We start from the raw sequence: 26,121 nt of genomic DNA on the forward strand, positions 1-26,121 counted from the left end.
TCTCTTGCCCATTGTTCCGCTTCCGGCATGGACCACCAGCCTTGAAGATCGCGCAGGTGGTCTGACAGGCACTGCATGAGACCTTCCCGCCAATAAGCGCGGCGGGTCTGCCGTCAACGCCCGTGATGTAGATTCCGTCATCAGGCAGAGCAGCGCCCCCGGTGCTCGGTGGTTTGCCGACAAGAATGATTTTTCGGAGCATCTTCGTGAAACCCCTTTCTGACCGATTCGTTTGGTCCGACTGTCTTCGATTAGCGACCCCATCCATCGCCAGCCTGTCCTGCCGAATCGTCGACGAGTGCGCCTCGCGAGAACTCGAAAAGCCGCTGGTGGTATAAGTGAATAGCCAATTGCGCGTCAATAGCACTCTGCGCCGTTAGCCAGCCGCCAAGTTCTTCGGCGGCTGATCAAGAGCCCATTGATTAGCGTTTTCAACGCCGTCCTTTACGCCAGACCATCCCTCTGTTTTGCGTTGCGGCGCGTCGGGATATTCTTTGCGCTGTTGCGCCAGAACGGTCTCTGCCCAACCGACCGGAGTACCCCTTCTCGGCTCAGCATACGCATCGTTTGGATCGATCCGACTGATCTCCTCGATCGATTCTGGCCAGATAGGCGCCCGGGACGTGGCGATAGCAAGCATCCGCAATGGTGTAAAGATCAGCACCATCGGCATGGTGATAAGTCGCCAGAAAAGCGAGCCGGTGAGCCCGAAACCATAGAGTGAGTACAGAAATGACTCCCGCGGTGTTTCGCGCTCTTTATGGAACAACATCGGCTTGGGGCACGCTTGCGGTCCTTCATTCATGAAGGTACACCAGTAGCTCCATTGTGCTAGCAGAATCTCGATCTCTGGCTTTCCGGTCCACTCGCGTCCAATAGAGAACACGCGGGCGACTTTGCCTTCGGCGTCGAGCGCGTAGTGCCGGATGTGATAGACCGTGCCGAACTGGGTTACTTCCTTGTGCAAGCAAAATAATTCTTCTTCGTCCCAAGGAATCTCCCAAACGTGATCGCCTTGGTTCTTCGCGCCAAGGTAACGTCGCCCGCGTACGGCGAACAGCTTTCGTGCTGTCCTATGGAAGCGAATGGGCATGCGAGTCAGCGAAAACATAACGCCGCGGCCGAAGCGAATTAAAAGAAATCCGAAACCGCCGATAAATACCGCTGGAATCACGTATAGGAATAGCGGCGCATGAGGATTGCTCATCAACAACGCGAGAAAAAACAGGCCGCACGCAATCGCTATCGATGCAATAAGCGCAGCACCCATCATCCATTTTTTTTCCATGAATGACTGGTCAGTCACGTCCATGTAAGCGGAATTGAAGCGAAAAACGGTTCCGCTATCCCACATGTCAGGTCCAACAGGACGATTGATCGGGAGGCGGTGCGCCATGTCCCATTCCGGCACTGACAGACCGATGCACTTTTTCATCAAACGTTCATCCATACCTTAGCCTCCTGCCGCAGAGTTGAATGCGCTCCACTCTTCCTTAAGCGTCGGAAATCGGACCCAACAAGTTCGAGTTCGGCTGGAAACGCAGTCCAGCTGCGACAATCGATACAACGGGCTGCTTACACATCGACCGATCCGAATTCAGACCAATTCGCCTCTTCGCAAATATTACAGCTTCGGCAGAACAGGGGTGGAAACCGAGTCATGAAAAAAGACCCATCAGTTTCTCAACTTACGGGTCTTATTTTTTCAACTTATGCGTTTGTCCGAGCTGAAGGGGAGACGGAATTCGTTGGACTAGCATCCGTTATTGATCAACAGGTTGGCAATTTTTTCGGTCCAATAGTTTCCAGCAGCCGAGTCGGAGCACGTTGGCAACCGGGCATCCAGGCCGCCTGTCGCTTCGAAAATGGACGATAAGTCTTGCCGAAGTTATTTCAACAAATATCTCTCCACTGCCGCCATGCTTTGCCTTTCTTTGACCCGCCGTGCCGCTTTTCGTTTGAATTCGAGCGTGTACGTTGTCCGCATTGCCTTGGCAGTCATCGCCATCTCCTTGATTGAGTTTATCTATTCAACAAGGGATTTATTTTACGAGGGAAAACTCATTATGGCCGATCTCATCTTGCTAATTGGGAGACGCCTTACAGTAACAGTAATGCGCGCATGCTCAAGAAAATATTTCCGAATTACAGGATTTAACAATTTGACCGGAATGTATTTCCGGTCGCGGCACCTTTAACATGAACAAATAGCCACATTCAAAGGGAATGTTTACCATCCGCTATCATCAGACTTAGAATCTGGCGGGCTAGAACCAATGCGTGACAAGACGGGGTGTAAAAAATGGGCGCAGCAGACCTAATCGAACAAATTCGTTCGGGAATTTTCCAGAATGAGCGTTTGCTCAAGCTGGATACGCCTATCGGCGCGAATGCATTGCTCGTCCAGCGAGTGGTGGGAAACAGCCGCATAGGCCGCGATTACGCATTCACCGTCGACGTCGCGTCTACAGACGAAAACATCGAGCTCAAACGGCTTATCGCGCAGCCCGTTACGCTATGGATCCAGCAAACCGACAAATCATATCGCCCAGTGCACGGGTTCGTTCACACCGCTCGCCGGCTCGGCTCGGATGGCGGGTTGACCAGCTATCAAATCGCATTTGCATGCTGGTTGCATTTTCTGCGCTTCAGAAGTGATGCGCGCATCTGGCAGGACGTCACAGTTGATGAAATCATTACTGACGTATTCAATCAGCATCCTCAAGCCCAAGGCGCTTTTCGCTTTGCGCTGAATAAGCCGCTTCAGCCGCGGTCATTCTGCGTTCAGTACGAAGACGACTGGAATTTCGTCAATCGTTTGATGGAAGCCGAAGGCTGGTACAGCTATTTTGAACAGGCCAAAGACGGACAGTCGCACAAGTTGGTAGTGACGGACAATCTGGATTCGTTCAAACCTGCTTCACCGCAAAGCGTGGCGTTCTATCGGGCGGGTACAGACAGCGAAACCGACGCGCTCGTTCAATGGTCCGGTACCCGAAGGCTGCAAAGCACCTCGCTTGTCACGAGTACATTCGACTATAAATCGCCACAATATGCGAAAGGCACCAATATCCCGACGGTCGGCAATCAAGGTTCATTGCCTTCGCAAGCGGAAGTCTATGAATATTCCGGCGCATACACTTATCGCGAGCAGGACCGCGGCGACGCGCTTTCGAAGATCCGCATGGAAGAGTGGGAGTCGAGCGCAAAGCGTTTCTATGGCGTAGGCGCAGTACGGCGGCTCGATGCAGGGCAGTGGTTTGAACTCGTCGATCATCCGGATCATTCAGGCGGCAACGAGCAAGAGCGGCAATTCGCCGTGCTCGCAGTGGAGTGGGTGATCGAGAACAATCTGCCGGTATCACGTGGCGGTGCCGATTTTCCGCATAGCCTCCAGAGTAAGGTCAACGCGACGCGCGCCAATTTCGGCCCAGTGCAGCCGTCCGCGCTGATTCCGAGCGGCGACGGCAGCACCGGCTTTTTCATGGCGACCATTGAGGCTCAGCGGCGCAGCATTCCGTTTCGCAGTCCGTTGGACCATCACAAACCCGTCATGCCGACGCAGACCGCAACGGTCGTCGGTCCCTCAGGTGAAGAAGTCTTTACGGACTCGTTGAATCGCGTGAAGGTCCGCATGCACTGGGACCGTATCAATAGCGGCGACGAAAAGGCATCCTGCTGGGTGCGCGTGTCATACCCGAATGCCGGCAGCAACTGGGGCGGCGTCTTCGTGCCGCGCATCGGTCAGGAAGTCATCATCACGTACATTGACGGCGATCCTGACCGGCCGCTCATTACAGGCCGCGTCTATAATTCCGCGAGTTCGCCGCAGTGGCACACGCAAGGCCAGTTGTCCGGCTACAAGTCGAAGGAACATAAAGGCTCGGGGTATAACCAGCTAGTGCTCGACGATTCCACCGGCCAGAATCGCGTGCAGCTTTACAGCACGCAAACTGCAGCACAGTTAAATCTCGGCTATCTGGTCTCGCAAACCGACAACACGCGTGGCGCATTCCGCGGCACCGGCTTCGAACTTGCCACCGACGCATACGGCGCGATCCGCTCGCAGAAAGGTCTCTATATCAGCACGTTTGGCCGTCCGGCCGCGAGCGGTGAACAACTCGACGCCACCGAAGCGCGCGGTCAGTTGACCGCAGGTCAGCAGTTGTTGAGCGCAACGGCGGACACTGCGCAACAACACGGTGCAGCCGAGATGCAAGCGATCGACTCGCTGAAGACCTTCACAAATGCCACCCAGTCGAGCTACGGCGGAAGCGCTTCGCCTGCCTTGCCGGCTTCCTCCGCGCAAGGACAGGAGACGTCAGGCGGCACTGGGCAAGCCAACGGCTTCAGCGATCCCGTGCTGTTGCTCGCTTCACCCAAAGGCGTAGGAATCACCACGCCGGAGAGCGTCCATATCCATGCGGGCGAGAACGCGACGATATCCGCGAACACCGATATCAATGTTGCGATCGGCAAGAGCCTCGTCGCAAATGCGGTCGATAAGATCAGCCTGTTCGCATACAAGCTCGGCATGAAACTGATCGCCGCGCGCGGCAAGCTCGAGATTCAGGCGCAGACAGACGGCATTGACGTGCTTGCGAGCAAAGGCATCAAGATTTCATCCTCCACCGATGCCATCCAGTTGAGTGCGGAAAAAGAAATTCTGCTCACGTCGGGCGGTGCCTATATCCGCATCAGCGGCGGAAACATTCAGGTTCACGCGCCGGGCCAGGTGGATATCAAAGGCTCCGAACATTCGTTCACCGGCCCGACGCGCTACGACGGGCAACCCGCGGCATTGCCCAAGAGTGTGGTCAACGACCAGCAATTCATCCTGAAGGACGAGACCACCGGCAACGTGATGCCGCTCGCGCCTTACCGCATTGAAAGCGGCGATGGTCAGGTGCTGGCCCGCGGCATTACCGACGCCGAGGGCAAAACCGTGCGGGTCTTCACCGGTACTAAGGAACAGGAGTTGAAGATGTTCCATGAGGACGACTGGGTCTAGGAACACAACCACATAACGGGCGAGTTGAGACCATGAGCGAACAGAAAGTCGCGGGGCAGAGTTGCACCAACGACCAAACGGGAAGCGTTGCGGATGCCAAAGCGCAACAGGTACCGCTTTACTTCTTCTATCCCGAGACGGCCGAGCTTTTCGAATGTCCGGTCGAATCGATCGAGCCCGTCGCGAACGAAATCGCGTTGATGAGCAAATTGTCCGAGGACCTCATCGAAGCCCGTCAGCAACTTGGCGCGGCCCATGCCAACTGGCTCGATCAGCAAGGCAACGTCGCCCTCCGGCCGCAACTCGAAGCGAGCCTCAAGGCCGCGATACAGAAGGAAGAAGCCGCAACCCAGGCCGTCCACAAGGAATTGACCGATACGCCGGCATTCAATAAGGATGGCGTATGGGAGCTCATGCCGCTCAAGAAATTCAAATCCGGCACTGAAGCCTATGTTGGTCAACGCTTGACTTATGTTCGTTCGTCGAAGGTCGCGAATCATTTCCGCCGCTACAAGCTGGATTCGGATAAGCCGCAGCTCAAGTCATTTTTGAAGAAAGACCCGTCGACCGGAAAGTACGAACTCGACCACGACAAGATGAATGACAAGCTCAACTCGGCGTTGAAGAAGACCAAATATCACGAGTGGAAGACGGATCCGTTAGGATGCGACTGGACATTGCAAATGACGGCTGCGTTCAATAAGAACGCCAATTTCAAGTCGCCGGACGATCCCGACGCGATGAGCGAGTTTTCCGGTGGTGCGCAAATGTTGCGGCTTTTCGCGGGAGCCGGTGCGAGCGCGAAGGTCGAGAGCACAGTCAAATCGTTCGACGACGCATTGCACCTGCGCGGCGAAATTGCCGTGTCTGCCAAAGGAAAAGGCGAAATTGGCGCGGTCCTCGCCGACGGCAATCTTCAGGCCAAGTTCTTCCTGCCATCGAAAGCGGGCCTGCAACTCTGGATTCCCGCGCCGACGCAAGAGGCTTCCGGCGCATACTCGTGGGCCCACACGCCGGATACCGATCTGGGCTTCTTTCGTCTCGCCGCCACGCTGAAGGCCGGCGCTTCGTGCGGCGCCAGTCTGCTTGCTGAGGGCGGCATTGAATTCAAGCTGGGGCGTGACGGCAAGACCCAGCAAGTGCGAGGCACGCGTGCCAAGCGAGACCTGGCGCAAATGAAGACCGCCAAGGTCGACGTCACGAAGGTCGAGGATAAAACAGACGCCGGGGGAGACCTCAAGGCGTTTGTAGGCGTCGAGGCCGAAGCATCGATCGAAGGCGCGTTTCAGTGGCGGCGCCCCGAGGAGAAAAGGGATAAATGGACCGCCTTCGCGTCCATCAAGCCCGGCGCCAGCGCACAAGCCGGCGCGGGCGCGCAGGCCGCGTTCCATATCACATACGACGGCAAGTTCCGCATCCTGATGAAAGCGGGACTATGCGCCGGCGTCGGTTTGAAAGGCGATATCGAAGCGGTGGTCGATGTCGTCTATATGGGCGAATTCGTGTGGTGGGCCAAGACGCAGATTGCTTACGCCGGGGACCGGAATCTCAAGTACTTTGCCGACACCGCGTTCAAGACGTTCTGTGCCATGTGCACGCTGGCCATCGTCACCGGCCGTGAAATCGGCAACTACGTCGGCCAGCAGGAGCGCGAACTCATGTCGGCCTTGCAGGAATTCGTCCGAACCAAGCCGAGGCAGTTTATCGAGGCCATTCACAACGCGAACGATGCGTTGCTCAACAGTCTCGCGGAAGTGAAGGGCTATCTGGTTTACGCACTAAAGGCGATCGGCGATGAATTCGAAGATCTTCGCCTCGAAGCCGCGTCGGCGATCAGCCGTATCATCGCGGCCGCGCAGGTGAAGAACGAAGTCAAGAATGTTTATCAATCGACCTCGCCTGACTTCAGTCAACAGGGCGATGCGCAGTTTGCGCGTGCCGAGATCGGTCGATTCATCGGCATGGATCAGTTGGCGATGCTCGAGAGCCAGCCTCGCGACGCACCCGCCCCCGGCTTTCGCTTTGCATTCAACGACACGCCCAGGTATGCCATGCAGGAAGGAACGAATGTCGCATGGCTCGATCCGACTCGCACCGCGGGCACTGATACCCAGATAGCTTGACAGTCAGTGGCAGTTCAAATAACGAAAAAGAGGAGTTGCGTTTCATGAGTCATCTGTCTTACCGCGTGTCGGTGAAGCCATTGAAAGTAGTGGCGGCCGTGGCCGTGCTACTTCTGTCACGCGCCGCTCTTGCAGACAAGATCGACGCGAATGCGCCGGCCGACAGGACCCGCCTGATTCGCGAAATCACGACGCCATCGCCGCCCAAAAGCGTATGGGAACATATCAATGCCGTGTTGAGCTGGGCTCATGGAAAACCGTACGACGACACGGTGCGCATCCTGCAGGACTATTTCAAAACCTTGCCGCCACCCAACGCCGACGAACTGGCCGCCTTGAAGGACCGCCTTCGCAAGGAACTCCTCTATGTGAAGGGGGGGGAGTTCGTGATGGGCGACTTCGGCCCTCAGTCTTCTCCCGAAAAACTCCCCTACTCCGCCAATGACGGTGCCGGACCAGCACACGACGTGGATCTCGATAGTTACTCGATCCTGAAACATCGCGTGACGTTCGCCGATTTCGATCTCTATACACGCGCCAAACATTTGCCGCCGGTTGGAATTCGCGAGGCCTTCGATCTGCAGTATCGCTTTCCGGACTTCCCCGCGGCGTTCGTGACGTGGCAGCAGTCGCGCGACTTCTGCAAATGGGCGGGCGATGTCGCCGGCTTGCCGCTGGATCTCCCCACGGAAGCGCAATGGGAATACGCGGCGCGCTCACGTGGCGAGAAGTGGGTGATTCCGAGCACGGAAGTGCCGGTCGTTGACGGCAAATATGACGTGACCCAGATGGACGAGTTGATCACGGCGAAGGGCAAAGGAACTAGCCCGGCGCCGGAATTCAGCCGACCCGTGGGGACTTACGGCGACAACAAACTAGGCATGTCGGACGTGTTCGGCTACGGCAAGGAGTGGACCTATGACTGGTTCGATGCGAACTATTACAGTCACAGTCCATCGCGCAATCCGCGCGGTCCCACGACGGGTACCCTCCGCAGCGTTCGTTATGCAACCGATAGTCGAATTCATCTCGTCATCGACCGGGTCGGCGTGGCGCCTGACAGCGCGAAATCCGACGTGGGCTTTCGCTGCGTACTTAACCGGAGCGAGCCGGTTATGCAATGACTGATCCCCGACAACAATGAGATGCGCCTGCACGCTCCGACCGCCCGCTAATGATGAACTCAACCGTCGCCCAGTCGCCGTATAGTCGAAGCACGCTCGTCATCCTGACGCTCAGTCTCGGCGCCCTACTTTTTTCGCTGTTCTGGCTAGTGTCTTCGCTGATGACCACCCATCGCATGGCGGTCGCCGAAGGGACCGTGGTGAGTTACGACCAAGGCGGCCGAAGCTGGCGTTCGTATCAGCCGGTGATCGTCTTCACGACCGCACATGGTGATCGGGAGCAGATCACCGGCCAGACGTCGTCGACGCGGCCGGCTTACGACATTGGCCAAACCCTGCGCGTGTTCTACGACCCGACGGACCCCGCACACTCGGCGATCATCGACGACTTTGGGCAGCGCTGGTTTCCCATCGGCGTGGTGATGTTGCTCAGTGTTGTGTTTTCGGCGATTGGCGCGGTGATGTTCGTGATCGAGCGCGGGAAAGTTAAACAGGCCACGCCTTTGTCGTACTTGCAGGCGAGACGCAAACGCGGTCGGCAGAATCTGTTGGTCTGCCTGATCCCGATTGTGATCGGAGCTGGGTTTCTGCTGGGCGCTGCCGCTTCCGCGATGCGCGAGCGGCAGATCATTGGGAGTTATAAGCGTACGACCGGGCGAGTTGTCGAAGTACAGGAGGCCCAACGGCCTTATCAGCCGCGCGCGCATATGTATTCGGCGATCGTCGCGTTCAAGACGGAGACAGGGAAAGAGGTCTCTTTTGCGCAGGGGTCGTCGTCATCCCATAACGATCTCGAAAGTGGTGACGAGGTTGATGTTCTCTACGACGCGAACACGCCCGACCGCGCGATGATCGATAGTTTCTGGGAACACTGGGGACTGCCGGCCATTCTCTTTGCGATCGGCTTACCGTTCCTCGCCGTGGGTGTGTTCTTCATCAGCACCGTCGACTTCAGCGGTGGGCGCTACAGCAAACGGACCTAGTTTGAACGTGATTCGACATTCGAAATTGATGGCAGGTGACTTATGACTTCGATCGCATGTGAAGGCGATAGCACGTCGCACGGCGGCAAGATCGTATCCGCTTCGGCGACCATCGGCGTTGGCGACAGCGGACGGCGCGCCGCCCGGCTCGGTGACCTCGTCCATTGTCCGAAATGCGACGGCACGTTTCCGATTGTGACCTCGCAGAATGCGGCAATGACCGTGGAAGGCGTGCCGCTCGCTTTTCATGGCGACAAGACCTCGTGCGGTGCGGTGTTGATCGCCGCTCAATCCGAGACCACCGGCAATGTACCTGCGTCGATGCAGGGCACGACGGCCGCAGCGGCGGAGTCCACAGTCGCGCCGACGTTGTGTCGCGAGTGCCTCGCTCATGCCGCAGAAACGGGCGCTTCCACAGTCGTGCGCTCATGATCCCGGCGACTCTCGCTGAACGGCTGGAGCGTTTGCGCGCGGATACGCCGGGGCTGCGTGCGTATGCGCTGGTCGATGGCCTGCAGTACGAACAGCATTTCGGCCGCAGCTTGCGGCGCCGCTGGGGCACGGTGCGCACGCTTTTCGCCGGGACAGAAGATGAGCCATTGGCATCCGCTGGACCATGGCTAGTTGACATCGCGCAACCCGATGCCGACGTGGTGGCTTCACTCGATGAACTGGAAACAGCGCGGCCTGGTGTGATGTGGTTGTTCAGCACGCAGGATATCGAGTCGCTCGTGCGGACACTGCAACGCAAGCTCAACAGCAAACTGCCGAATGGCAAGATTGCGTTGCTCCGGTTCTGGGATCCGCGTGTTTTCGTGCCGCTCTTCAATGCGCTCGACACCGAAGGACGTCGCGCTTATTTCGGCGATGTGGACGAGTGGCACGGCCTTGCGGAAGGCAAACGCTTTCACGTCTCTCACCATGCTTGAACTGACCGCAGACCAATGGGCCGCTTTGTGCGCAAGCGACGAACGCAATTTTGTCGCGACGATTCGTGACGATATCGTGCGCGACGCCCCGCGCTATGCCAGCGATCCGACCTTGCTCGACCGCCTGATGCGGGCGTATGGGGACGCTAAGCGCATGGGGTTTCAGCAGGACAAGGAGCTGGTGGAGTTTCTTTATATCGAAGCGGATGTGCCGGAGTTTTATCGCAAGCCGGGGATCGCGGCTTGGCTTGCGAAGCCGGGACGGCCGATCGAGGAGCGGTTTGAAGATCTGCTGGCGGTGACGCGGCGGAAGTTGATTGATCGGGATAAGGAGAAACGCTGATGGCTGTATTGGCAATTCCGCTCATCGAAGGAGCGGGCGCGTTGCTTGCCGAAGCATTCCCCGCTTTCCTAGGCGGGACCGCTACGGCGGGAATCCTGTCGCTATCCGGCGATCAGGCGCAAGACAGGAGCAAGACCCAACCGGTCGCGCGAACCATGCCGAAAACGGATGAAGCGTGCAAGAAGTGTCCACCGGATGCGGGTAACCTCGTGACGCGGAACTGGAATATGTCAGATACCTCGCGCACATATCAGGCGCAGGTGACGGGCTTCGCGCCGAATACGGAGTGGAATTTCAGCGGGCTCGACTTCGATGGGTTTCGTGCGTCGCTCTGTCAGCTGGAAGAGGCAAAGGCGAATTATGATCAGTTTTTTGATCCGGAGACGGGTGAGCCGAAATTTTTTTTCAGAGTTTCCGGGGTCCGAAAAATGGTTGACCAAGCGTCTACCCAAAACGGTATCGTGGTAGCCAATCCGCCCGCCCAGCTTCACTGGTATTTCATGCAGCGATTAAGTTACCGTTTTTTCACGCGAGCTTTCACGCTAGCCGCTCCACTGATTCGAACTGAGTTGCGCCCGCTTCTGTGAACTGGAATTGACGACATCATGAATTACAGTCTGAACCTCGAATTGACTTTTCGTCTGTCCGCGCCCGAATTGCCGACGATCGAAGCTGAGTATCACCGGTTGTGGCAATTTGCGAGCACATTGCAAGTCGCGGGTTTTCCGATCGATGGCTGGTTTCCGCCAGCGGACAACGTGAAAGCGTCACTTCTCAACCGGGCGTTTGATTCCACCGGACCGACCACTGCTGCCATAGCAATGGCAAAGGCCGAAAAGCAGGCGTATCCGCACGTACGCTCGTTCGGCGCGTGGAACGGTATCGAAGGCAATGGAGGCGCGGCTTTCACGGACCAACTGTCTGTGAGTGGTTTGTGCGTCCTAAGCCTGCAAACTAAAGGCGTCATGTCTCTTGCAGAATGTGATGTCGTGGCAGGTATCGTGACCGAGGCGACCTATATCTGGCCGGCGCTGAGTGTTGAAGTCGGATCGTTCCGGTATTCATCGGAATACAGAGTTTTTGAAAAGCGGCCGGGCGCTGGATGGATGCTCTATTTGCCGCGCGTCCTCACCGCCGCGCAAATTCCGGAGGCACGTGATCTTATTCCTGTGATGGACGGCAAGCGGCAGAAGGGCACCATCATTGTCAGCGTGATTGATGAGCCTTTTTCTGCGACGAACAAGGAACATGTAGCCGTGGCGAACGCTATCGAAAAGAGACTCGTCGATCAGGATCTGCTTCCGCTGTATACGGAACTTTAAGCGAGGCCATCTGCGAAGATGGGAAACCGCTATCCGCGCAAACCATGAAAGGGCGTATTGAATTGAACTTCGATCTGACCTATCGGCTATCGGTACTTCACGCGTAGTTTTCGCACCACCGCGCGCTCGTCAACACAGAATTGAAGCCACTTTAATGAGTACGAGCACGGAACGTTGCCAAACATGGCCTTTCATCTCAACATTGATGTCACCTATCGCGTAGCTGCCCCGCAATTGCCGACCATCGAGTCGGAATACGACCGACTTTGGCAGTTTGCTAACGTCCTGACGCGAGCCGGGTTACCCTTGGACAAATGGTATGCAGCGGCGGATACGGAAAAGGCGTCGCTGCTAAACGCTGCCTTCGATGCCAATGGACCGACCAGCGCGGCGATTGCCATGGCGAAGAATTCCACTTTATCCAATGGCACTAGCGTCAGGTCGCTCGGGGTATGGAATGGCCAGGAGGGAGACGGTGGCGCTGCATTTTCCGACTCGCAGGGCATTGATAGTGTGTGCTCGGTGACCTTCCAGATGAAAGGCATTGTCGGATTTCAGCAGATAACGCTGGTGGCGGATGTTGTTTCGGAAGCGGCGCGCATCTGGTCCGCGTCGAGCGTTCAGGTCGGGCCATTCAAGTATTTTTCGCAGCAGCAGGTCTTCGAAAAACGACCTGGCGCCGGTTGGATGCTTTATTTGCCGAGAGTTTTCACCGCGCAGCAAGTGCCCGAGGCTCGCGACCTGATTCCGGTCATGGATGGTAAGCAGCGGATGGGCACCCTCATCGTCAGTGTGGTCGATGAGCCTTTCTCTGCTTCAAATCCGGAACATGTGAAGATCGCCAACGCAATTGAAGAGCGATTGGTCGATCAGGATTTGTTGCCTTTATTCACTGAACTCTAAGGTCAAACTCCAGTTGATGTTCCATGCCTTTGAGATCGCCGAAGGACGCGAATGTCCCGACCGGGTGCCCCCGTATTCGGGCGTCAACATAGATTGGGTACACCGCAACGCCGACGGCAGCAGGGATCTGGACGCGTCGGTTAAAGCCGAAAAGGAGATGTGTTGCGGCGATGGCATCAATGTCAATTCAGCGATGCGGGCAGTCGGTAGGCCTGGGCGGTCTCGCCATAATTACGGCGCCGCAGTCGACATGAATATCACGGGGTACGTGGGCAAGCGGGTCAAGGATGCGGCGGGCCATGGAGTCGAGCTCAGGTCATTTGCCGACTTGAAGCACGTTGGTGACGGCTACGGGGTGACTTATTATCCCCACGAAAACATGCATTGGCCTGACACGGGTCATTAATCAAGGAAAGTTATGAAAAGAATCGCCGTATCGGTTTTTGTCGCTTTGACCTGCAATTTTGCGAATGCCCAGCATGCACCGATCGTCGGTGTATGGGAGCAACTGCCCGTCGCCGATGCGCATGGCGGACCTAATGCTGTGCGTCACAACATTGTTTTCGTCGATCAAAAAATTGCCGACGATACGGTGTTCAGCGGACTTGTGGATGCTGGAACTAAGAACGGAGTTCTCTGTTGCGTGAAAGCCAGCAAAAACTCGTCCATCGCGCTCGCGGAGTTGCTGAAAAAATATCAATGGGATGATGACATCGCAGATCACCTGAAGAACATCACCGGTTGGAAATATATCTACGAAGCGAACCTCGTCGATCAGTCTGCGCAGAATCCGAGGATGCGCAAGCTGGTAAAAGATTTAAGCATGCCTTCTGCTTTGTCGCCATATCCCGCAGCTATCGTCTCGGGAAAAATCGTTGGCGAAGAAGTGGATAAGAAATTTTCCACCAGCGATGGGGCGGGCTCTTTTTCCACGCAATCGCTGCAGAATAAGAACGTGATTCAGTATAGGTTTTCGGTCAACGGCCAGCCGGTGAAATTGACTGAAGAGACTTTTCCCGATGATTGATAGAGTTGTTCGGCACAGGAAAAGGTGGTCTCTGCGGACATCTGTAGCCAGCTAAATAACTGGAGAAGTTATGCCTGGAGTGATACGAGTTGGTGATCGTACCAGTTCGAATGGCGAGGTACTGCAGGGTTCGGCAACCTGCTTCTTTATGGGAAAAGCCCCTCGCGAGAATCGGGGACGCTGTATCGTGTCCCAAGCACGGTGATAACCATATCGCCACTGACACGTCGCGAGCTCGCGATAAAGGCCTTGAGGTGGCGCAACACGGTGATTCATGTGAGTGCGGTTGCATGCTGATCTCGTCCCTGCCGACGGGCGGCCTTAGATAGCGGATAGCTCGATTGGCGGATGCATATCCACCTCCGGATGCCCACTCAACTGGAACCGTCGTCCGACGGCCAGATCCCGCACCCCACTCACGCCATCGGCATTGGCCGAGCGCACCTCATGGGCGAGCATGCGCGCCTTGCTGACGCGCTCATAGTCCGACCACGAATCGCCCGCGTGCGGCACGTCGATGACCGCATCGCGCAGCAGCTGCGCGAGGTCGTTGCGGGCTGCGCCTTGATCGACGATGCACGTCTGCGACGCCTACGCCACCGACGCGCTCTTGTAGTCCTAGCTCGCGCGCTGCACTTCGTCCGGCACGAGCTGACGCGAGGCCGACCATAGCGTGATCGAGCGTTCGACGCTGTTGCACAACCCCCGACAATGCGAGAGAATACATCGGATGCCTAACGACATAGCCGACGATCAAGACACGTTGTGCTTATAAAGCATCACTGAATGATTGGCTCGTTGAAGTGTAGAAGAGAAGGCGAAAGCGCCGAGCCAAGCACAAACGAGAACGAGGAAGGAGATGAGGCGCGGGACGCATGGGCTGCCACCCACACGACCCGCCGACCACAAACAACCCTACCAGAATAGGAGTTGATCATGGCTGACGCCAATGATAAAGCAGTTGCGCCTGTTACCCAACGCATCTTGACCATTTCGTCACAAAGACGCCCGCGGCCGATGAAAACATACGCGCCGGCTCATATCGAATTCTTTCCAGATTTGCCACCCGCGCCTTGGATTCGGCTTTCCGGGCGATGGCTGAAGGAAGCGGGATTTGAGATTAGCGGGAAGACTGGAGTGGAGGTGCAGAAGGGTAGGCTAGTCATTACACCACAGTGAGACGCAGCGACGTCGATGTTGCACAGAGGGCGACCGCGCGGTCCCTATGTCGAGGGCATTCAGCCCGCAATCGTGGGATAGACAAAATCCATGTTATCTGGCCTTTAGAAATGGCCTTGGCCTCGGCGGACCATGTTCCCGGCTCTGGGAAAATGGTCCGCGCACCCGGTACTAAGCCCCTGCGCTGATAACTAAGAATTCAATGGGTTGCCGCAAAAGTTCGCTGCACCGGCAAACGATCGGACCGTTCGTCATATGGCGTCCTCGCAGTAACAAGCGACTCAAGCAAAAAGTGAACGAAATGTCACACTGGCATGTCTAGCGCGGTCCTTGTGCGCCGGATTATTTCTACCCAGGTAAGCTAAAGCCACAAGGTTCCTTCGACAACCCTGCGAGCAATATTTTTAGGAGATTCTCGAGGTCCGAATCGAGCGTCCCGAGCACCGGATAGACATCGATTTGGTGTAAAGTGGCGCAAGCACGAGCGGGGGACTGCGATGATCAAAGCGTCGGAGCTAGCCGGATTGCAGGTAATGGTTCACAGGTTAAGGGAGTCGCTGTCCACTTTGTATGTTGAAACAAAGCGAATCGCGCATGAGAACATGATCCCACCAGCGTGGGCTGCGCGAGACATGGGGAAAAATCTGGAACGGTCCACCCGTCTTTGTTGATTCAACTCAAATGAATCATGGACAGCGTCAGTCCGACCCGGCGCTCGGAAATCATGGGGCGCGTTCAGTCACGCAACACGAAGCCCGAGATGCTAGTGCGGCGATTGATCTACGCGATGGGCTATAGATATCGACTCCATGCAAGAGACTTGGCCGGTAAGCCGGATCTGGTTTTTCGGTCAAGACATAAGGTGATCTTTGTGCACGGTTGCTTCTGGCATCGGCATTCGGGGTGCGCGCTAGCACGATTGCCAAAGTCGCGCCAAGAATTTTGGCTTCCAAAGCTTGAGGCGAATCGGCAGCGCGATACTAAGAATGAACGCTCACTTCAAGATGCGAACTGGAGCGTTCTGATAGTTTGGGAATGTGAGCTCAACGACGTTGTTAAGCTCAAGAACAGAATAAAGGAATTTCTCGATGCGTAGCGTTGAGCTTTTCGCGGGTGCCGGCGGACTCGCCATAGGCATGGCGAATGCTGGCTTTCAGCATGCGGCAGTTGTTGAATGGGACCATGATGCATGCGAAACCTTTAGGGAGAACCAGCGGCATCACGCACACGCGGTCGAAGGGTGGCCAGTTCACGAGGTTGACGCGCGCGGTTTCGATTTCAGGGACCTGGCACCAGACATCACCGTGGTCTCCGGGGGGCCGCCATGCCAGCCGTTTTCCATGGGCGGCAAACACCAAGCGCAACGCGACGAACGGAACATGTTTCCTGAGGCTGTGCGTGCTGTTCGGGAGTTAATGCCAAAGGCCTTTATCTTTGAGAATGTTAAGGGATTGACTCGAGAAAGCTTCGCGCATTACTTCTCTTATATCCATCTTCAGCTGCAATATCCGGAATTATCTCGTCACAAAGGCGAAAACTGGATGCAGCATCGTGCTCGCTTGGAACAACATCATTCCGCAAACAAGGGGTCGGCGACATACAACGTTCTCTTCGACGTTTTGAATGCGGCCGACTACGGCGTGCCGCAAAAGCGCGAACGCGTCTTCTTTGTTGGATTTCGCTCCGATCTGGGAGCTCGGTGGTCATTTCCTGAGAAGACGCATTCGGAGGACGCGCTCCTCGTTTCGAAATGGATCGAGGGGACGTATTGGGACGAGCATGAAGTCAGCCGTAAGCAGCGATTACATGAGCCGACTCGCCACATAAAGCGACTCCAGCGTTTGCGGTCAAACCCATCACTCTTGGAGGTGGCGCGATGGCGCACCACGCGAGATGCTCTACGCAATCTTCCTGACCCTGAGATTCATCGCGACAACACGATCACTAATCATGTTTTCACTCCGGGCGCACGAACATACGTCGGGCACACGGGAAGCCCTCTCGATGAGCCTGCAAAGACTCTTAAGGCGGGATACCACGGTGTTCCCGGCGGCGAGAACATGTTCGTTAAAGATGACGGATCCGTTCGCTATTTCACTGTGCGAGAGGCTGCGAGGCTACAGACTTTCCCGGATGAATATGAATTTCATGGCTCTTGGAGCCAAACCATGCGGCAGTTGGGTAATGCCGTGCCGGTGAAATTGGCGGAAGTAGTTGCCGGCTCCGTTGCCGCTAGTTTATTGACATGCGTCAAGGACGCCAACAGCGGCGTACGCCGCACTGATTAAGAATAAGATTAAGACCAACATGACTACTACAGATTTCGACCTCACGCCTGATCCCCGCGTCCTTCAAATTCTAGGGGAAATCAATCTTGACCAGTGGAAATGCCTCGCGGAGTTAATTGACAACAGCGTGGATGCGTTTATCAACGCGCGGCGTGATGGAGTGCATGTTGAATCGCCTTCTGTGGTGATCAGTCTACCGACGCAGGATAAGGAAGACGCTAGTGTGGCTGTCCGTGACAATGGGCCTGGGATGAACTTGGAGCAACTGGAACGCGCCGTCCGGGCGGGATGGAGTGGCAACAACCCGCTCGATAACCTTGGTCTGTTTGGCATGGGTTTCAACATCGCGACAGCACGCTTAGGCATGGTGACAGAGGTCTATACCACTCGCGCCGGGGACAAAGAGTGGACGGGCCTAAGGATCGATCTGGATGAGTTGCGTCGAACGCGAACCTATCAAACGCCTCGATTGACGCGGCCCAAGCACGATCCGTCAGCGCATGGTACGGAGATCAAGATTCTCCGATTGAAGACGGATCAAAGAGTGTATTTCTCCAAGAGCGCGAATCACAACAGGATACGCCGGCAATTAGCGCGCGTGTATGCACCGTTGCTGCTTTCAAATGACGCAGCGTTCTCACTCCAAATAAACAGCCAGAATGTTCAAGCTAAACGTCCGTGCCACTGGGACCCCGACCGGGCGGTTCTCGGGAGCACCGGTACGCCCGTCCATGCGGTAGAAACTTTCGATTTCGAACTTCCTGCGAGGCACTATTGCCTCACATGCATGCTGTCCTTCTCGGGTGACCATGGATGTCCCACCGCCGGCACTGAATGTAAGACCGTCGAACTAAAGCGCAGGCTACACGGTTGGATTGGGCTGCAGCGCTATATGCATGAGGAAGATTTTGGGCTTGACATCATTCGTAATGGACGAGTAATCGAAGTTCAGAATAAGGATCTATTTGTCTGGGCCGGGGGCGAGAGGCCGGAGCGCGAATATCCAATTGACGACCAAAGAAATCGCGGTCGCTTCATTGGTGAAATTCACCTCGATCATTGCCGAGTCAGTTATACAAAGGATCGCTTTGAGCGTGACGACACATCGTGGGCAGAAATGGTGAGCCTCGTGAGAGGTGAGGGTCCATTGCAACCCCAGAAGGCAAAGGCCCTCGGATTCGAGCCGCAAGACGCTCCGCTCTATCGACTATTCCAAGCATTCCGGCGTAGCAGCCCACAGGGTAAGACCGGTCGGTGGTCGCGCATTCTCGCAGTCAAAAATAACGAGCGTGCGATCGAAATGGCCGACCTGTTCCACAAGGGCGACGCCGAATATCAAACGGACGAAAAATGGTACGACCTCGTCGCGGAAGAGGATCGAGGGATCGTCGGTGCCGCAATTTCTACTAGTTCAGGCTCCGCGCCGCCCGCCGTTCCAGACGGCTTTCTCGATGATGACGATCTTGCCGACCCTAATGGCACGGTCGTCCTGCCGTCGATACCGTTTGACTCGGCACCGACGATTCCCTTGGTACCCACCCGACAAAAGCTGCATGATTTGTCGCGCGTATATAAACATCCTTTGCTTAAAGTGGAGTTTACGGTCGAGGCTTTCATGGTAGCTTCAAACGATCCCGACCTGCCACGTAAGGCGCCATGGACATTGAAGATTGAGGATCCCGGCACGCGGACGTTCCTTTTCCTCTTCGATCCTGACCACCCTGTCTTTCGCTCTGTCACTATGACACCAATGGATGCCATACTTGCCGAGTTGGCGTTCAAGACGTATGAATTTTTGAGAGAGGCGAGTCCGCATTCAGCCGTGTTCGCTACCATCGTTTCGGACCTGCGAGGCGAGTATGCGGAAGACGCAAAGCTCGACCCGAAAAGCATCATCGCTTTTGCCGACAAGACCCTCCGGGAAATTGCTCAGTCTATAAGCATTGGTGGAGACGCGTATTTTTTCAAAGCGCTATTTACGGAATTACCGCAAACGGCGCAGGAAAGAATTCGGCGAAAGATTGCATCCACCGGTGTAAGCGGTGCTCAAGCTGTCATCGATTCCGGGGAGTTCCTTTCCTATGCAGAGGCTTCCGATATACGGTCATTCGTCAAGTGCCATCCAGAACTCTTCTTTGACGGCAAGTTCTGGGCGCAGCCTTACTCGTCTCTCGAGTATGGTGACTCGAAGGTCGATGAGGAGGCTCGCGGACGTGTAGTGGAGCGGTACGATGCTTATTTAGCCGACGCAGTGTGGCTTGAATCACAAACGCCGCGAGACCTCGATCGTTGCGATCGGGATGAGTTAATTCGTGCCACGTTATCCGTCCGACTGCTCGGTCAAGACGGAAGTTTATGATATGGAGGGCTATTTCCTTGATTCTCGACGACTACTGAACGGCTCATGGCGTGCCTTCGAAAGGGATGTCGCGAGGCTTCTGGTGCAGAATGCATTTGAGGATGTGCGCATTGTTGGCGGTTCGGGGGATCGAGGGGCAGATGTTCTCGGGGTAAAGAGTGGCAAGCTGTGGGTCGTCCAATGCAAGTTCACTAGCGACAGCTATCCTGATCCGCATGCCGTCGATGAGGTCGTAGAGGCGTCGCGCTTCTATGAGGCAGACAGATTGGCCATTGCCACATCACGTGCGTTTGGCCCCGCACTTAACGCAGGAATCGACCGATGGGCGCGGCTTGGGATTCGGATTGATTCTCTGCCGCCGGGAACCCTCGTGGAAATGATGCGGCGTAGCCCCGAGTATCCGCGTGACCGGCGCGATCTTCGTGACTACCAAGACGATTGTGTTCAGCGCCTTACCGCAGCGTTGCGAGAAACCGGCCGAGGTCAATTGGTTCTTGCCACAGGCTTGGGGAAGACAGTGGTAATGGCTGAGACCACCGCGCAGCTCTTAAGAGACGGAGCCATAGATTCAGGGCGCGTGCTGGTGTTAGCAGACAAGCGTGAGTTGGTCGAGCAGTTGCAGAGAGAATTTTGGCAGCAATTGCCAAAACACATTCCCACACATCTGCTTGTAGGTGGGGAGCAACCAACCTTTTGGGACGGAATTACATTTGCGACTGTTCAAAGCGTGCTACCAAGGTTGGGCAGTCTTCCTACTTTTGGACTCGTCTGGGTTGACGAGGCACACCACATCGGATCAGAGAGCTTTCGCCGCGTGATCGACGAACTTGGCGCCCCGATGGTTGGAGGTGCGACGGCAACGCCGTGGCGGGGTGATCGTTTCGACATCGACACGATATTAGGCCAGCCCGTCGCAAAGATCGGGATTGACGAAGGATTGCGACGCGGCTTCCTTTGCGAGGCTGACTACCGACTACTCGCGGACAACATAGACTGGGAGTTCGTGAGAAAACAGTCGCGCCACGAATATTCCATTAAGGAGCTAAACACTCGTTTGCTTATTCCCACGCGCGACGAGGAAGCCGCCAGAGCTATTGCCGACACGTTCAAACGAGAGGCGCGCCGAAGCCTTATCGTCTTTTGTGCCGGGGTAGAGCATGCAAAGGCCTTTTCAGCAATGCTTAAGCTTTACGGCTTCAAGTCCGCGTACATTACTGGAGAAATGGATCCCCGCGAGCGAGAAAAAACTATGGCAGGACTTCGCCGGGGAACCATCAATGCGGTAACGACCGTAGACATCTTTAACGAAGGCGTTGATGTGCCCGACGTAGATATGCTCGCGTTCATGAGAGTGACTCACAGTCGTCGGATTTTTGTTCAGCAGCTTGGGCGTGGGCTCCGTCTCGCACTCAACAAAGACAAGGTCGTAGTACTTGACTTTGTGAGTGACCTCCGGCGCATCTCCGAAGTGATCGACCTGCAAAAATCGATAGCTGGCGACGTTGAGCAACTCGACATGGTGGAGCGCGTCGTGCAATTTTCTGACAAAGGAGCCGGGCACTTCATGTTTGAGTGGCTACTTGATCAAGCCGATCTTTTTACCCGCGAGGGAGACGCAAAGCTGGAGCTTCCCCAATTCGACTTCCCATTGCCACCCTCGCCTGGAGGCGTTCAATGAGCATGGTAATGCCAAAAGACATCCGGGATCAGATTCGACAGAAAATCTGGGACAAGGCGGACGAGCTCGGCTGGTCAACATTGTCGGACTCAGATCGCACTATTTGGTACGAAAATTGGTCCAAAGATAAGAATGTGGGTGGTGCATTGGCGCACTTCATGGATCCCCGTAAGGTTCGCGTTTATATAAAAGACTCCTTGCTGAAGCCTTATCTTCGCGGCCGTCTCGAAGACGGTGCCAACATGGCACTCTTGGCTGCAGGGCTAGGTGACGGGCCCGCTTCAGTCAAAGGATCTTATGACAAGCCGCATGGTCGTCTACTTACTGATGGAAAGGTAGTCTGTTGGGGGAATAGCAGGGACTGGAAGTCAATCCTGATCGCAGTTTTCGAGCGGGCATATCGCGTAGAGTCGGGGACACCCTACGCGGCGGTGCTCATCGAGACGGGGCGAACTACGAACGAAGGCTTGCGGCAAATGATCAGGGATATTGCCACCAAGCTTCAGCTGGTTCATATCGTGTGGATTGACTAAGCGGATTATCGCAGTCGGAGCTTCTGCACATCGCTTCTCGATTTGGCAAAAGGATTTAAGCCACCCGGTTCCGATCGCTAAGCAGTAAGATCAAACAGTAGTCGTTGGAGCAGTTAAGAAGCTTCGCAAGACGTGTGTAATACGGTAGACAATTTCCGCTTACAGCCAGCATGGGGCCGGGTAAACACAAGGTGTTGCATGACTTTTTCGAAGTGGGCTAAGGGCGTGCGCGTGGTTGGGTTATGGAGATGAACAAGTGATCGAGAACACGACGGAGCAACAAGATCCTGAAGGTCTAGACGAGTCTCTTACGGAAGGCTGGGGAGACTATCCTCTCGATTCTGTCTTCGTTCGCAACGAAACGCGCACAGTTGCCGAGGTTGTAAAACGCATAAAAATGGGACGTTACCAACTCGACCCCGACTTTCAGCGAGACTTTGTATGGCCGATCGACAAGCAATCTCGGTTAATAGAATCGTGCTTAATGCGTATCCCATTACCTGTACTCTATGTGGCGGAAGCGAAATCTGGCCGCATTGCTGTCGTCGACGGCCTTCAGAGATTGACGACATTCAGTCGGTACCTCAATGACGACTTTGCCTTATCTTTAGTCTCAAATGATGAGAACAGTCCGCACGCACTTGATGGATCACGTTTTTCTGATCTACCTGTCAATTTACAAGAGCGCATCGAGGATACGCAGTTAATTGTCTACATTCTAGACGCAAATGCTCCCGAACGCGCAAAGCTTGACATCTTCGAACGTGTAAACAGCGGCGTTCCGCTGACGCGCCAGCAGATGCGAAATTGCTTGTTCAACGGGCGTGCAACGCAATGGCTTAAGCAAGCGGCTACCAGCGAGTCATTTCTTGACGCAACTGGCCGCTCTCTTGATGCAAAGTCGATGCGAGACAGAGAGGCGATCAATCGATTTTGTGCTTTTTATCTTCTTGGTGACAAAAAATATCGTGGGGATATGGATGCGTTCCTCGCGCAAGCGTTAGAAAAGATGCAAAGCTCATCGGTAGACCTTGATGAGCTCTTTGCGAAGTTCACGTTTTCGATGAAGGTCAATCGAATATTATTTGGCGATCATGCATTCAGGAAGTCATTATCTCCGTTCGTGCACGGAGATGAAAGTGTAAACCGGTCGGTAATAAATATTGCCCTGTTCGATGTTTATTCTGTACTTTTTTCGCGAGTTGACGTTGACTTTGTCCGTTCAAATATTAGTGAAATTCGAGATCAAGTCAGCGCGTTGCTCGGATATTCCGATTTCATTAACGCGATTACATACTCGACAAATAGTAGTCGGCAGGTTAAGACACGCTTCGCAATTGCGAGCGAAGCTCTCGAGGATCTATCGTGAACATTACAAGCCTGCATATAGAAAATCTTAAATGTTTCGCCTCGCTGCGATTGCGTTTGGGTGCGCTAACGCTTCTGACTGGATTTAATGCCGCCGGAAAGTCTACTGCAGTACAGTCTTTACTGCTTTTGGCGCAGGCCATGCGAGACGGTGGGCTAGAGCGTGTCGTACCTTTGAACGGAGATTTGGTGCAACTGGGTTCTCCAGGGGAGGCTCTGCATGACGGCGGCGGGAAGGAACTAACTGTGGGTGTAGAATCCGATATGGCCAATATTGACTGGACTCTAAGCGCCGACGATCGCAGCTATGGTCACGCGCTTGCTATGTCCAAGATCGATTGCTCTTGGAGCGCCGATGGTTCGACAGCCCGAGCCACTTTCGAAGCAGCCACAATAGCGAACCTTATGCACCTTGCGCCTGCTGACGTCTCCGAGCCGTTGACAAAGCTAAGGGAAACGGTCGCCGAGACGTTGTTTATCTCTGCCGTTCGCGATGGCGCCAGCGATACCTACCCCGTCCCACAAACACCGAATCTGATCAATGCAGATGTGGGTGTGCACGGGCAATATGCAGCATGGTGGTTTGAGCGTAGTTCCGATGAACCGATAGAAACTGCGCGCGTAAATCCAAGCGATCCGGTCAATACTTTGCGTAGACAAGTTAATGCATGGGCCGGTCAGATATTTCCCGGCGCACAGGCGAATGCGGCTCGCATTCCGAAAACTCAACTGGTGCAGTTGGAATTTAGGAACCGTGAGACTGACAATTGGCGAAGGCCAGCTAACATTGGCTACGGACTTACGTACGCTTTTCCAATTATTGTCGCCGGTCTGTTGGCAAAGAACGGGCAAGTCATAGTCGTCGACAGCCCAGAGGCGCACTTGCATCCGCTCGGCCAATCACAGATGGGACTGTTCTTGGCGACGATAGCAGCATCCGGCGTTCAGGTCATTGTCGAAACACACAGTGATCACGTGCTCAACGGCGTTCGCCTTGCCGTAAAGAACGGAAAACTTGCCCATGACGAAGCAGTGGTCCATTTCTTTAATCCTCGGCCCAGAGACTCATCTGAAGCTGCGCACGTATTTTCTCCACTGCTCGATCGACAGGGTAATGTCAGCGATTGGCCAACCGGTTTCTTTGATCAAGCCGAAAAAGACTTGGCAGCGTTGGCGGGGTGGGCTTGATGATGAAGTGGTTTGTGAATGACTTATCGCTGCATGGCCAATTTAATTCCCACCATGACTTTTTGGACGTTCTCAGAAGTTTTCTGCAACTTCGGCACAAATCACCCGCGCTCACCGAACGACTTCATTGCTCCCGAAATCTTCACGCAGCGATGGTCACGCCCCAATCAAACTTTAGAGAGGCGGTGCAGAGGAGTGCGGACCAAGCCTTGAGAAGGGCTGTATTGGAGTGGATTGCTTCGAAGGGGCCCTTCTGGGACGACTCGCGCCTTGCTAACGCCGACGACTATTTCGAATTAAATGGCGTTGATGTTACGAACAGTGGTGTTGGCGAAGCGGTCCGGCAAGTGGTAGCCGGTGCGGAGGCGACAACTTACAGTTTTCAAGGAAGTGGGTTTGACTACTCGCCGATATCTATAGAGCATGGACTGCCCGAAGATCGGTTGGGGCGATGGAATCTGACGAATCTGTGGACTTGCGACCAACTGCTCGCGGCGGCTAATAGCGCAGAGGAGCCACCACGTAATTGGCAGCAAGCTATTGAAAGCGCTCGTCGCCGTTTTGATCGTCTCGTGATCGGCCCGGAGGCAGCCACTAGCCTGCAAGCGGAGCCATACAGCCCATATGTCGTTGAACGTATTTTTGAGCTTTTGCGTGTTCTACAAGAATTTGTTGAGTCTAGAAACACAGATGGAACATATTCAGATGAAACGAAGCGCCTCATCGCCGATCATTTTTCGGGCGAGAAAGCGTGGTTTTCAGGGGAGTCTGATGGAAATGAACGGGATTTCAGAGAAAAATTAACATTTAAAGATTTCGGCGGAAGTGATACCTTGCACTTTTGCCCTTGGCACGGAAAAATAAAGACTCCGCAGTTTCGAATTCACTTTCCTTGGCCGATGGATTCCACGCAAAAAGTAATTAATATATTTTATATTGGCCCAAAAATAACAAAGAAATGATTTTCGATGCGCGGACATAGATAATAAGGAGCCCTGGAGGTGTGCTTTCGATCGACGTTTTCCTTAAACAACAGAGCTCGCTCGACAGTATTTTCATGTTCGGGATCTGAACAGCTGATGTAGAATCGGCGATTCGAATAGAAAGTCAAACTACTTTGCCGGCAACTAAATGATCAATTGGGCGTACTTTCCAAGGTCGGACAAGCCTACAATGCTCGCACTCGGAATCGTAAAGGCATTCCAAGAAATTTATAGCACGATAACATCGTCGGAACACACGCTACCGAGCAACACGGTCCTCTCACAAGTGGCGCCATTTCTTGTGGATCTTGGGTTTTCCGTCGAGACGGGAAAGAAGAAAGCTGAAAAAATTCGCGTACCAGTGTTGTATGGAAATAACGGCCGAATCGCGAAGGCCTTCGAAGCTGACGCCCACCATATCGCAGGAAAATTTGTCGTTGAAGTGGAGGCCGGCCGCGGAGTGGTAAATAATCAGTTTTTAAAAGACTTGTTTCAAGCCTGCATGATGGACGAAGTCGAATATCTTGCAATTGCGGTGAGAAATCTATACAAGGCGGCAGGCGCCAGCAATCCTGATTTCGACCGGGTAGTTGCTTTCTTTGAGACGATGTATGCGAGTAACAGGATGCGGCTACCTCTTAAGGGTATATTGATAGTTGGCTATTGATAACACTTTCAATTCAAGCTATCTCCGCCTTTGTGCTCCCTCGACTGGAAATCAGCCATGAACCAGTTTGCCATCCTGTTTGGTGAGCGCTTCATCAACGCACGCGGGTAAAT

General features: G+C 54.7%; 25 protein-coding genes. 23 read left to right on the plus strand and 2 right to left on the minus strand.

What is annotated here, in order from left to right; genetic code table 11:
* Positions 1–376 precede the first annotated feature (376 nt).
* Positions 377–1,450 (minus strand): DUF6708 domain-containing protein, encoded by a 1,074-nt coding sequence (locus B0G82_RS05760; protein ID WP_121306910.1) that lies wholly within the window; start codon positions 1,448–1,450, stop codon positions 377–379.
* A gap of 852 nt (positions 1,451–2,302) precedes the next feature.
* On the opposite strand from B0G82_RS05760, the gene B0G82_RS05765 reads away from it, so the two are divergent.
* The 13 genes from B0G82_RS05765 to B0G82_RS05825 all read left to right on the plus strand — a co-directional run bounded on the left by B0G82_RS05765 (position 2,303) and on the right by B0G82_RS05825 (position 14,094).
* Positions 2,303–5,011: a type VI secretion system Vgr family protein gene (locus B0G82_RS05765; protein ID WP_121306911.1), complete on the plus strand. Its 2,709-nt coding sequence runs from the start codon at positions 2,303–2,305 to the stop codon at positions 5,009–5,011.
* 32 nt (positions 5,012–5,043) lie between these two features.
* Complete coding sequence (locus tag B0G82_RS05770) at positions 5,044–7,134, plus strand: hypothetical protein (RefSeq protein ID WP_121306912.1); 2,091 nt, start codon at positions 5,044–5,046, stop codon at positions 7,132–7,134.
* Between the two features lie 44 nt (positions 7,135–7,178).
* Complete coding sequence (locus B0G82_RS05775) at positions 7,179–8,258, plus strand: SUMF1/EgtB/PvdO family nonheme iron enzyme (RefSeq protein WP_121306913.1); 1,080 nt, start codon at positions 7,179–7,181, stop codon at positions 8,256–8,258.
* A 50-nt stretch (positions 8,259–8,308) separates the two neighbouring features.
* A complete protein-coding gene (locus B0G82_RS05780) occupies positions 8,309–9,241 on the plus strand; it encodes a DUF3592 domain-containing protein (RefSeq protein ID WP_121306914.1) in 933 nt (310 codons plus the stop codon).
* A gap of 42 nt (positions 9,242–9,283) precedes the next feature.
* Positions 9,284–9,673, plus strand: coding sequence for a PAAR domain-containing protein (locus B0G82_RS05785; RefSeq protein ID WP_121306915.1), 390 nt, complete (start codon positions 9,284–9,286; stop codon positions 9,671–9,673).
* The gene (locus B0G82_RS05790; protein ID WP_158608132.1) at positions 9,670–10,170 is read left to right on the plus strand and encodes a DUF4123 domain-containing protein; all 501 of its coding nucleotides are present in this window, start codon (positions 9,670–9,672) and stop codon (positions 10,168–10,170) included. Before B0G82_RS05785 ends, B0G82_RS05790 begins: the two co-directional genes overlap by 4 nt.
* A complete protein-coding gene (locus B0G82_RS05795; RefSeq protein ID WP_121306916.1) occupies positions 10,163–10,513 on the plus strand; it encodes a hypothetical protein in 351 nt (116 codons plus the stop codon). Before B0G82_RS05790 ends, B0G82_RS05795 begins: the two co-directional genes overlap by 8 nt.
* Positions 10,513–11,100 (plus strand): restriction endonuclease fold toxin 5 domain-containing protein, encoded by a 588-nt coding sequence (locus B0G82_RS05800; protein ID WP_121306917.1) that lies wholly within the window; start codon positions 10,513–10,515, stop codon positions 11,098–11,100. Before B0G82_RS05795 ends, B0G82_RS05800 begins: the two co-directional genes overlap by 1 nt.
* 18 nt (positions 11,101–11,118) lie before the next feature.
* Positions 11,119–11,835, plus strand: a complete 717-nt coding sequence (locus B0G82_RS05805; protein ID WP_241974491.1) for an Imm52 family immunity protein — start codon at positions 11,119–11,121, stop codon at positions 11,833–11,835.
* A 183-nt stretch (positions 11,836–12,018) separates the two neighbouring features.
* Positions 12,019–12,738 (plus strand): immunity 52 family protein, encoded by a 720-nt coding sequence (locus tag B0G82_RS05810; protein WP_121306918.1) that lies wholly within the window; start codon positions 12,019–12,021, stop codon positions 12,736–12,738.
* A 16-nt stretch (positions 12,739–12,754) separates the two neighbouring features.
* Complete coding sequence (locus B0G82_RS05815; protein ID WP_121306919.1) at positions 12,755–13,144, plus strand: hypothetical protein; 390 nt, start codon at positions 12,755–12,757, stop codon at positions 13,142–13,144.
* Positions 13,145–13,156: 12 nt separating this feature from the next.
* Entirely contained in the window at positions 13,157–13,765 is a 609-nt protein-coding gene (locus B0G82_RS05820; protein ID WP_121306920.1) for a hypothetical protein, read from the plus strand.
* Positions 13,766–13,875: 110 nt separating this feature from the next.
* Complete coding sequence (locus tag B0G82_RS05825) at positions 13,876–14,094, plus strand: PAAR domain-containing protein (RefSeq protein WP_241974658.1); 219 nt, start codon at positions 13,876–13,878, stop codon at positions 14,092–14,094.
* Here the strand turns inward: B0G82_RS05825 and B0G82_RS40400 are convergent.
* Positions 14,087–14,278 (minus strand): contractile injection system protein, VgrG/Pvc8 family, encoded by a 192-nt coding sequence (locus B0G82_RS40400; protein WP_241974492.1) that lies wholly within the window; start codon positions 14,276–14,278, stop codon positions 14,087–14,089. The genes B0G82_RS05825 and B0G82_RS40400 overlap by 8 nt on opposite strands.
* Before the next feature lie 423 nt (positions 14,279–14,701).
* Between B0G82_RS40400 and B0G82_RS05835 the strand changes: the two genes are divergently transcribed.
* From B0G82_RS05835 to B0G82_RS05880, 10 genes are all read left to right on the plus strand, one after another.
* A complete protein-coding gene (locus tag B0G82_RS05835; protein ID WP_121306921.1) occupies positions 14,702–14,944 on the plus strand; it encodes a SymE family type I addiction module toxin in 243 nt (80 codons plus the stop codon).
* Positions 14,945–15,632: 688 nt separating this feature from the next.
* Positions 15,633–16,040, plus strand: coding sequence for a very short patch repair endonuclease (locus B0G82_RS05840; protein WP_121306922.1), 408 nt, complete (start codon positions 15,633–15,635; stop codon positions 16,038–16,040).
* The gene (locus B0G82_RS05845; RefSeq protein ID WP_121306923.1) at positions 16,033–17,232 is read left to right on the plus strand and encodes a DNA cytosine methyltransferase; all 1,200 of its coding nucleotides are present in this window, start codon (positions 16,033–16,035) and stop codon (positions 17,230–17,232) included. The genes B0G82_RS05840 and B0G82_RS05845 overlap by 8 nt, the downstream gene beginning before the upstream one ends.
* 19 nt (positions 17,233–17,251) lie before the next feature.
* Positions 17,252–19,591, plus strand: a complete 2,340-nt coding sequence (locus tag B0G82_RS05850; protein WP_121306924.1) for an ATP-binding protein — start codon at positions 17,252–17,254, stop codon at positions 19,589–19,591.
* On the plus strand, positions 19,545–21,269 hold the full coding sequence (locus B0G82_RS05855) for a DEAD/DEAH box helicase family protein (RefSeq protein WP_241974493.1): 1,725 nt from the start codon (positions 19,545–19,547) through the stop codon (positions 21,267–21,269). Before B0G82_RS05850 ends, B0G82_RS05855 begins: the two co-directional genes overlap by 47 nt.
* Complete coding sequence (locus B0G82_RS05860; protein ID WP_121306926.1) at positions 21,266–21,802, plus strand: hypothetical protein; 537 nt, start codon at positions 21,266–21,268, stop codon at positions 21,800–21,802. Before B0G82_RS05855 ends, B0G82_RS05860 begins: the two co-directional genes overlap by 4 nt.
* A gap of 256 nt (positions 21,803–22,058) precedes the next feature.
* Positions 22,059–23,171, plus strand: a complete 1,113-nt coding sequence (locus B0G82_RS05865) for a DUF262 domain-containing protein (RefSeq protein WP_121306927.1) — start codon at positions 22,059–22,061, stop codon at positions 23,169–23,171.
* On the plus strand, positions 23,168–24,358 hold the full coding sequence (locus B0G82_RS05870; RefSeq protein ID WP_241974494.1) for a DUF3696 domain-containing protein: 1,191 nt from the start codon (positions 23,168–23,170) through the stop codon (positions 24,356–24,358). Before B0G82_RS05865 ends, B0G82_RS05870 begins: the two co-directional genes overlap by 4 nt.
* Positions 24,358–25,320 (plus strand): hypothetical protein, encoded by a 963-nt coding sequence (locus tag B0G82_RS39355; RefSeq protein ID WP_147439452.1) that lies wholly within the window; start codon positions 24,358–24,360, stop codon positions 25,318–25,320. Before B0G82_RS05870 ends, B0G82_RS39355 begins: the two co-directional genes overlap by 1 nt.
* A gap of 211 nt (positions 25,321–25,531) precedes the next feature.
* Positions 25,532–26,008: a hypothetical protein gene (locus B0G82_RS05880; RefSeq protein WP_199730062.1), complete on the plus strand. Its 477-nt coding sequence runs from the start codon at positions 25,532–25,534 to the stop codon at positions 26,006–26,008.
* Positions 26,009–26,121: the final 113 nt, after the last annotated feature.

Origin of the sequence: Paraburkholderia sp. BL17N1, from assembly GCF_003634175.1 — a bacterium.
In the GTDB taxonomy this organism is placed as follows: Bacteria; Pseudomonadota; Gammaproteobacteria; order Burkholderiales; family Burkholderiaceae; genus Paraburkholderia.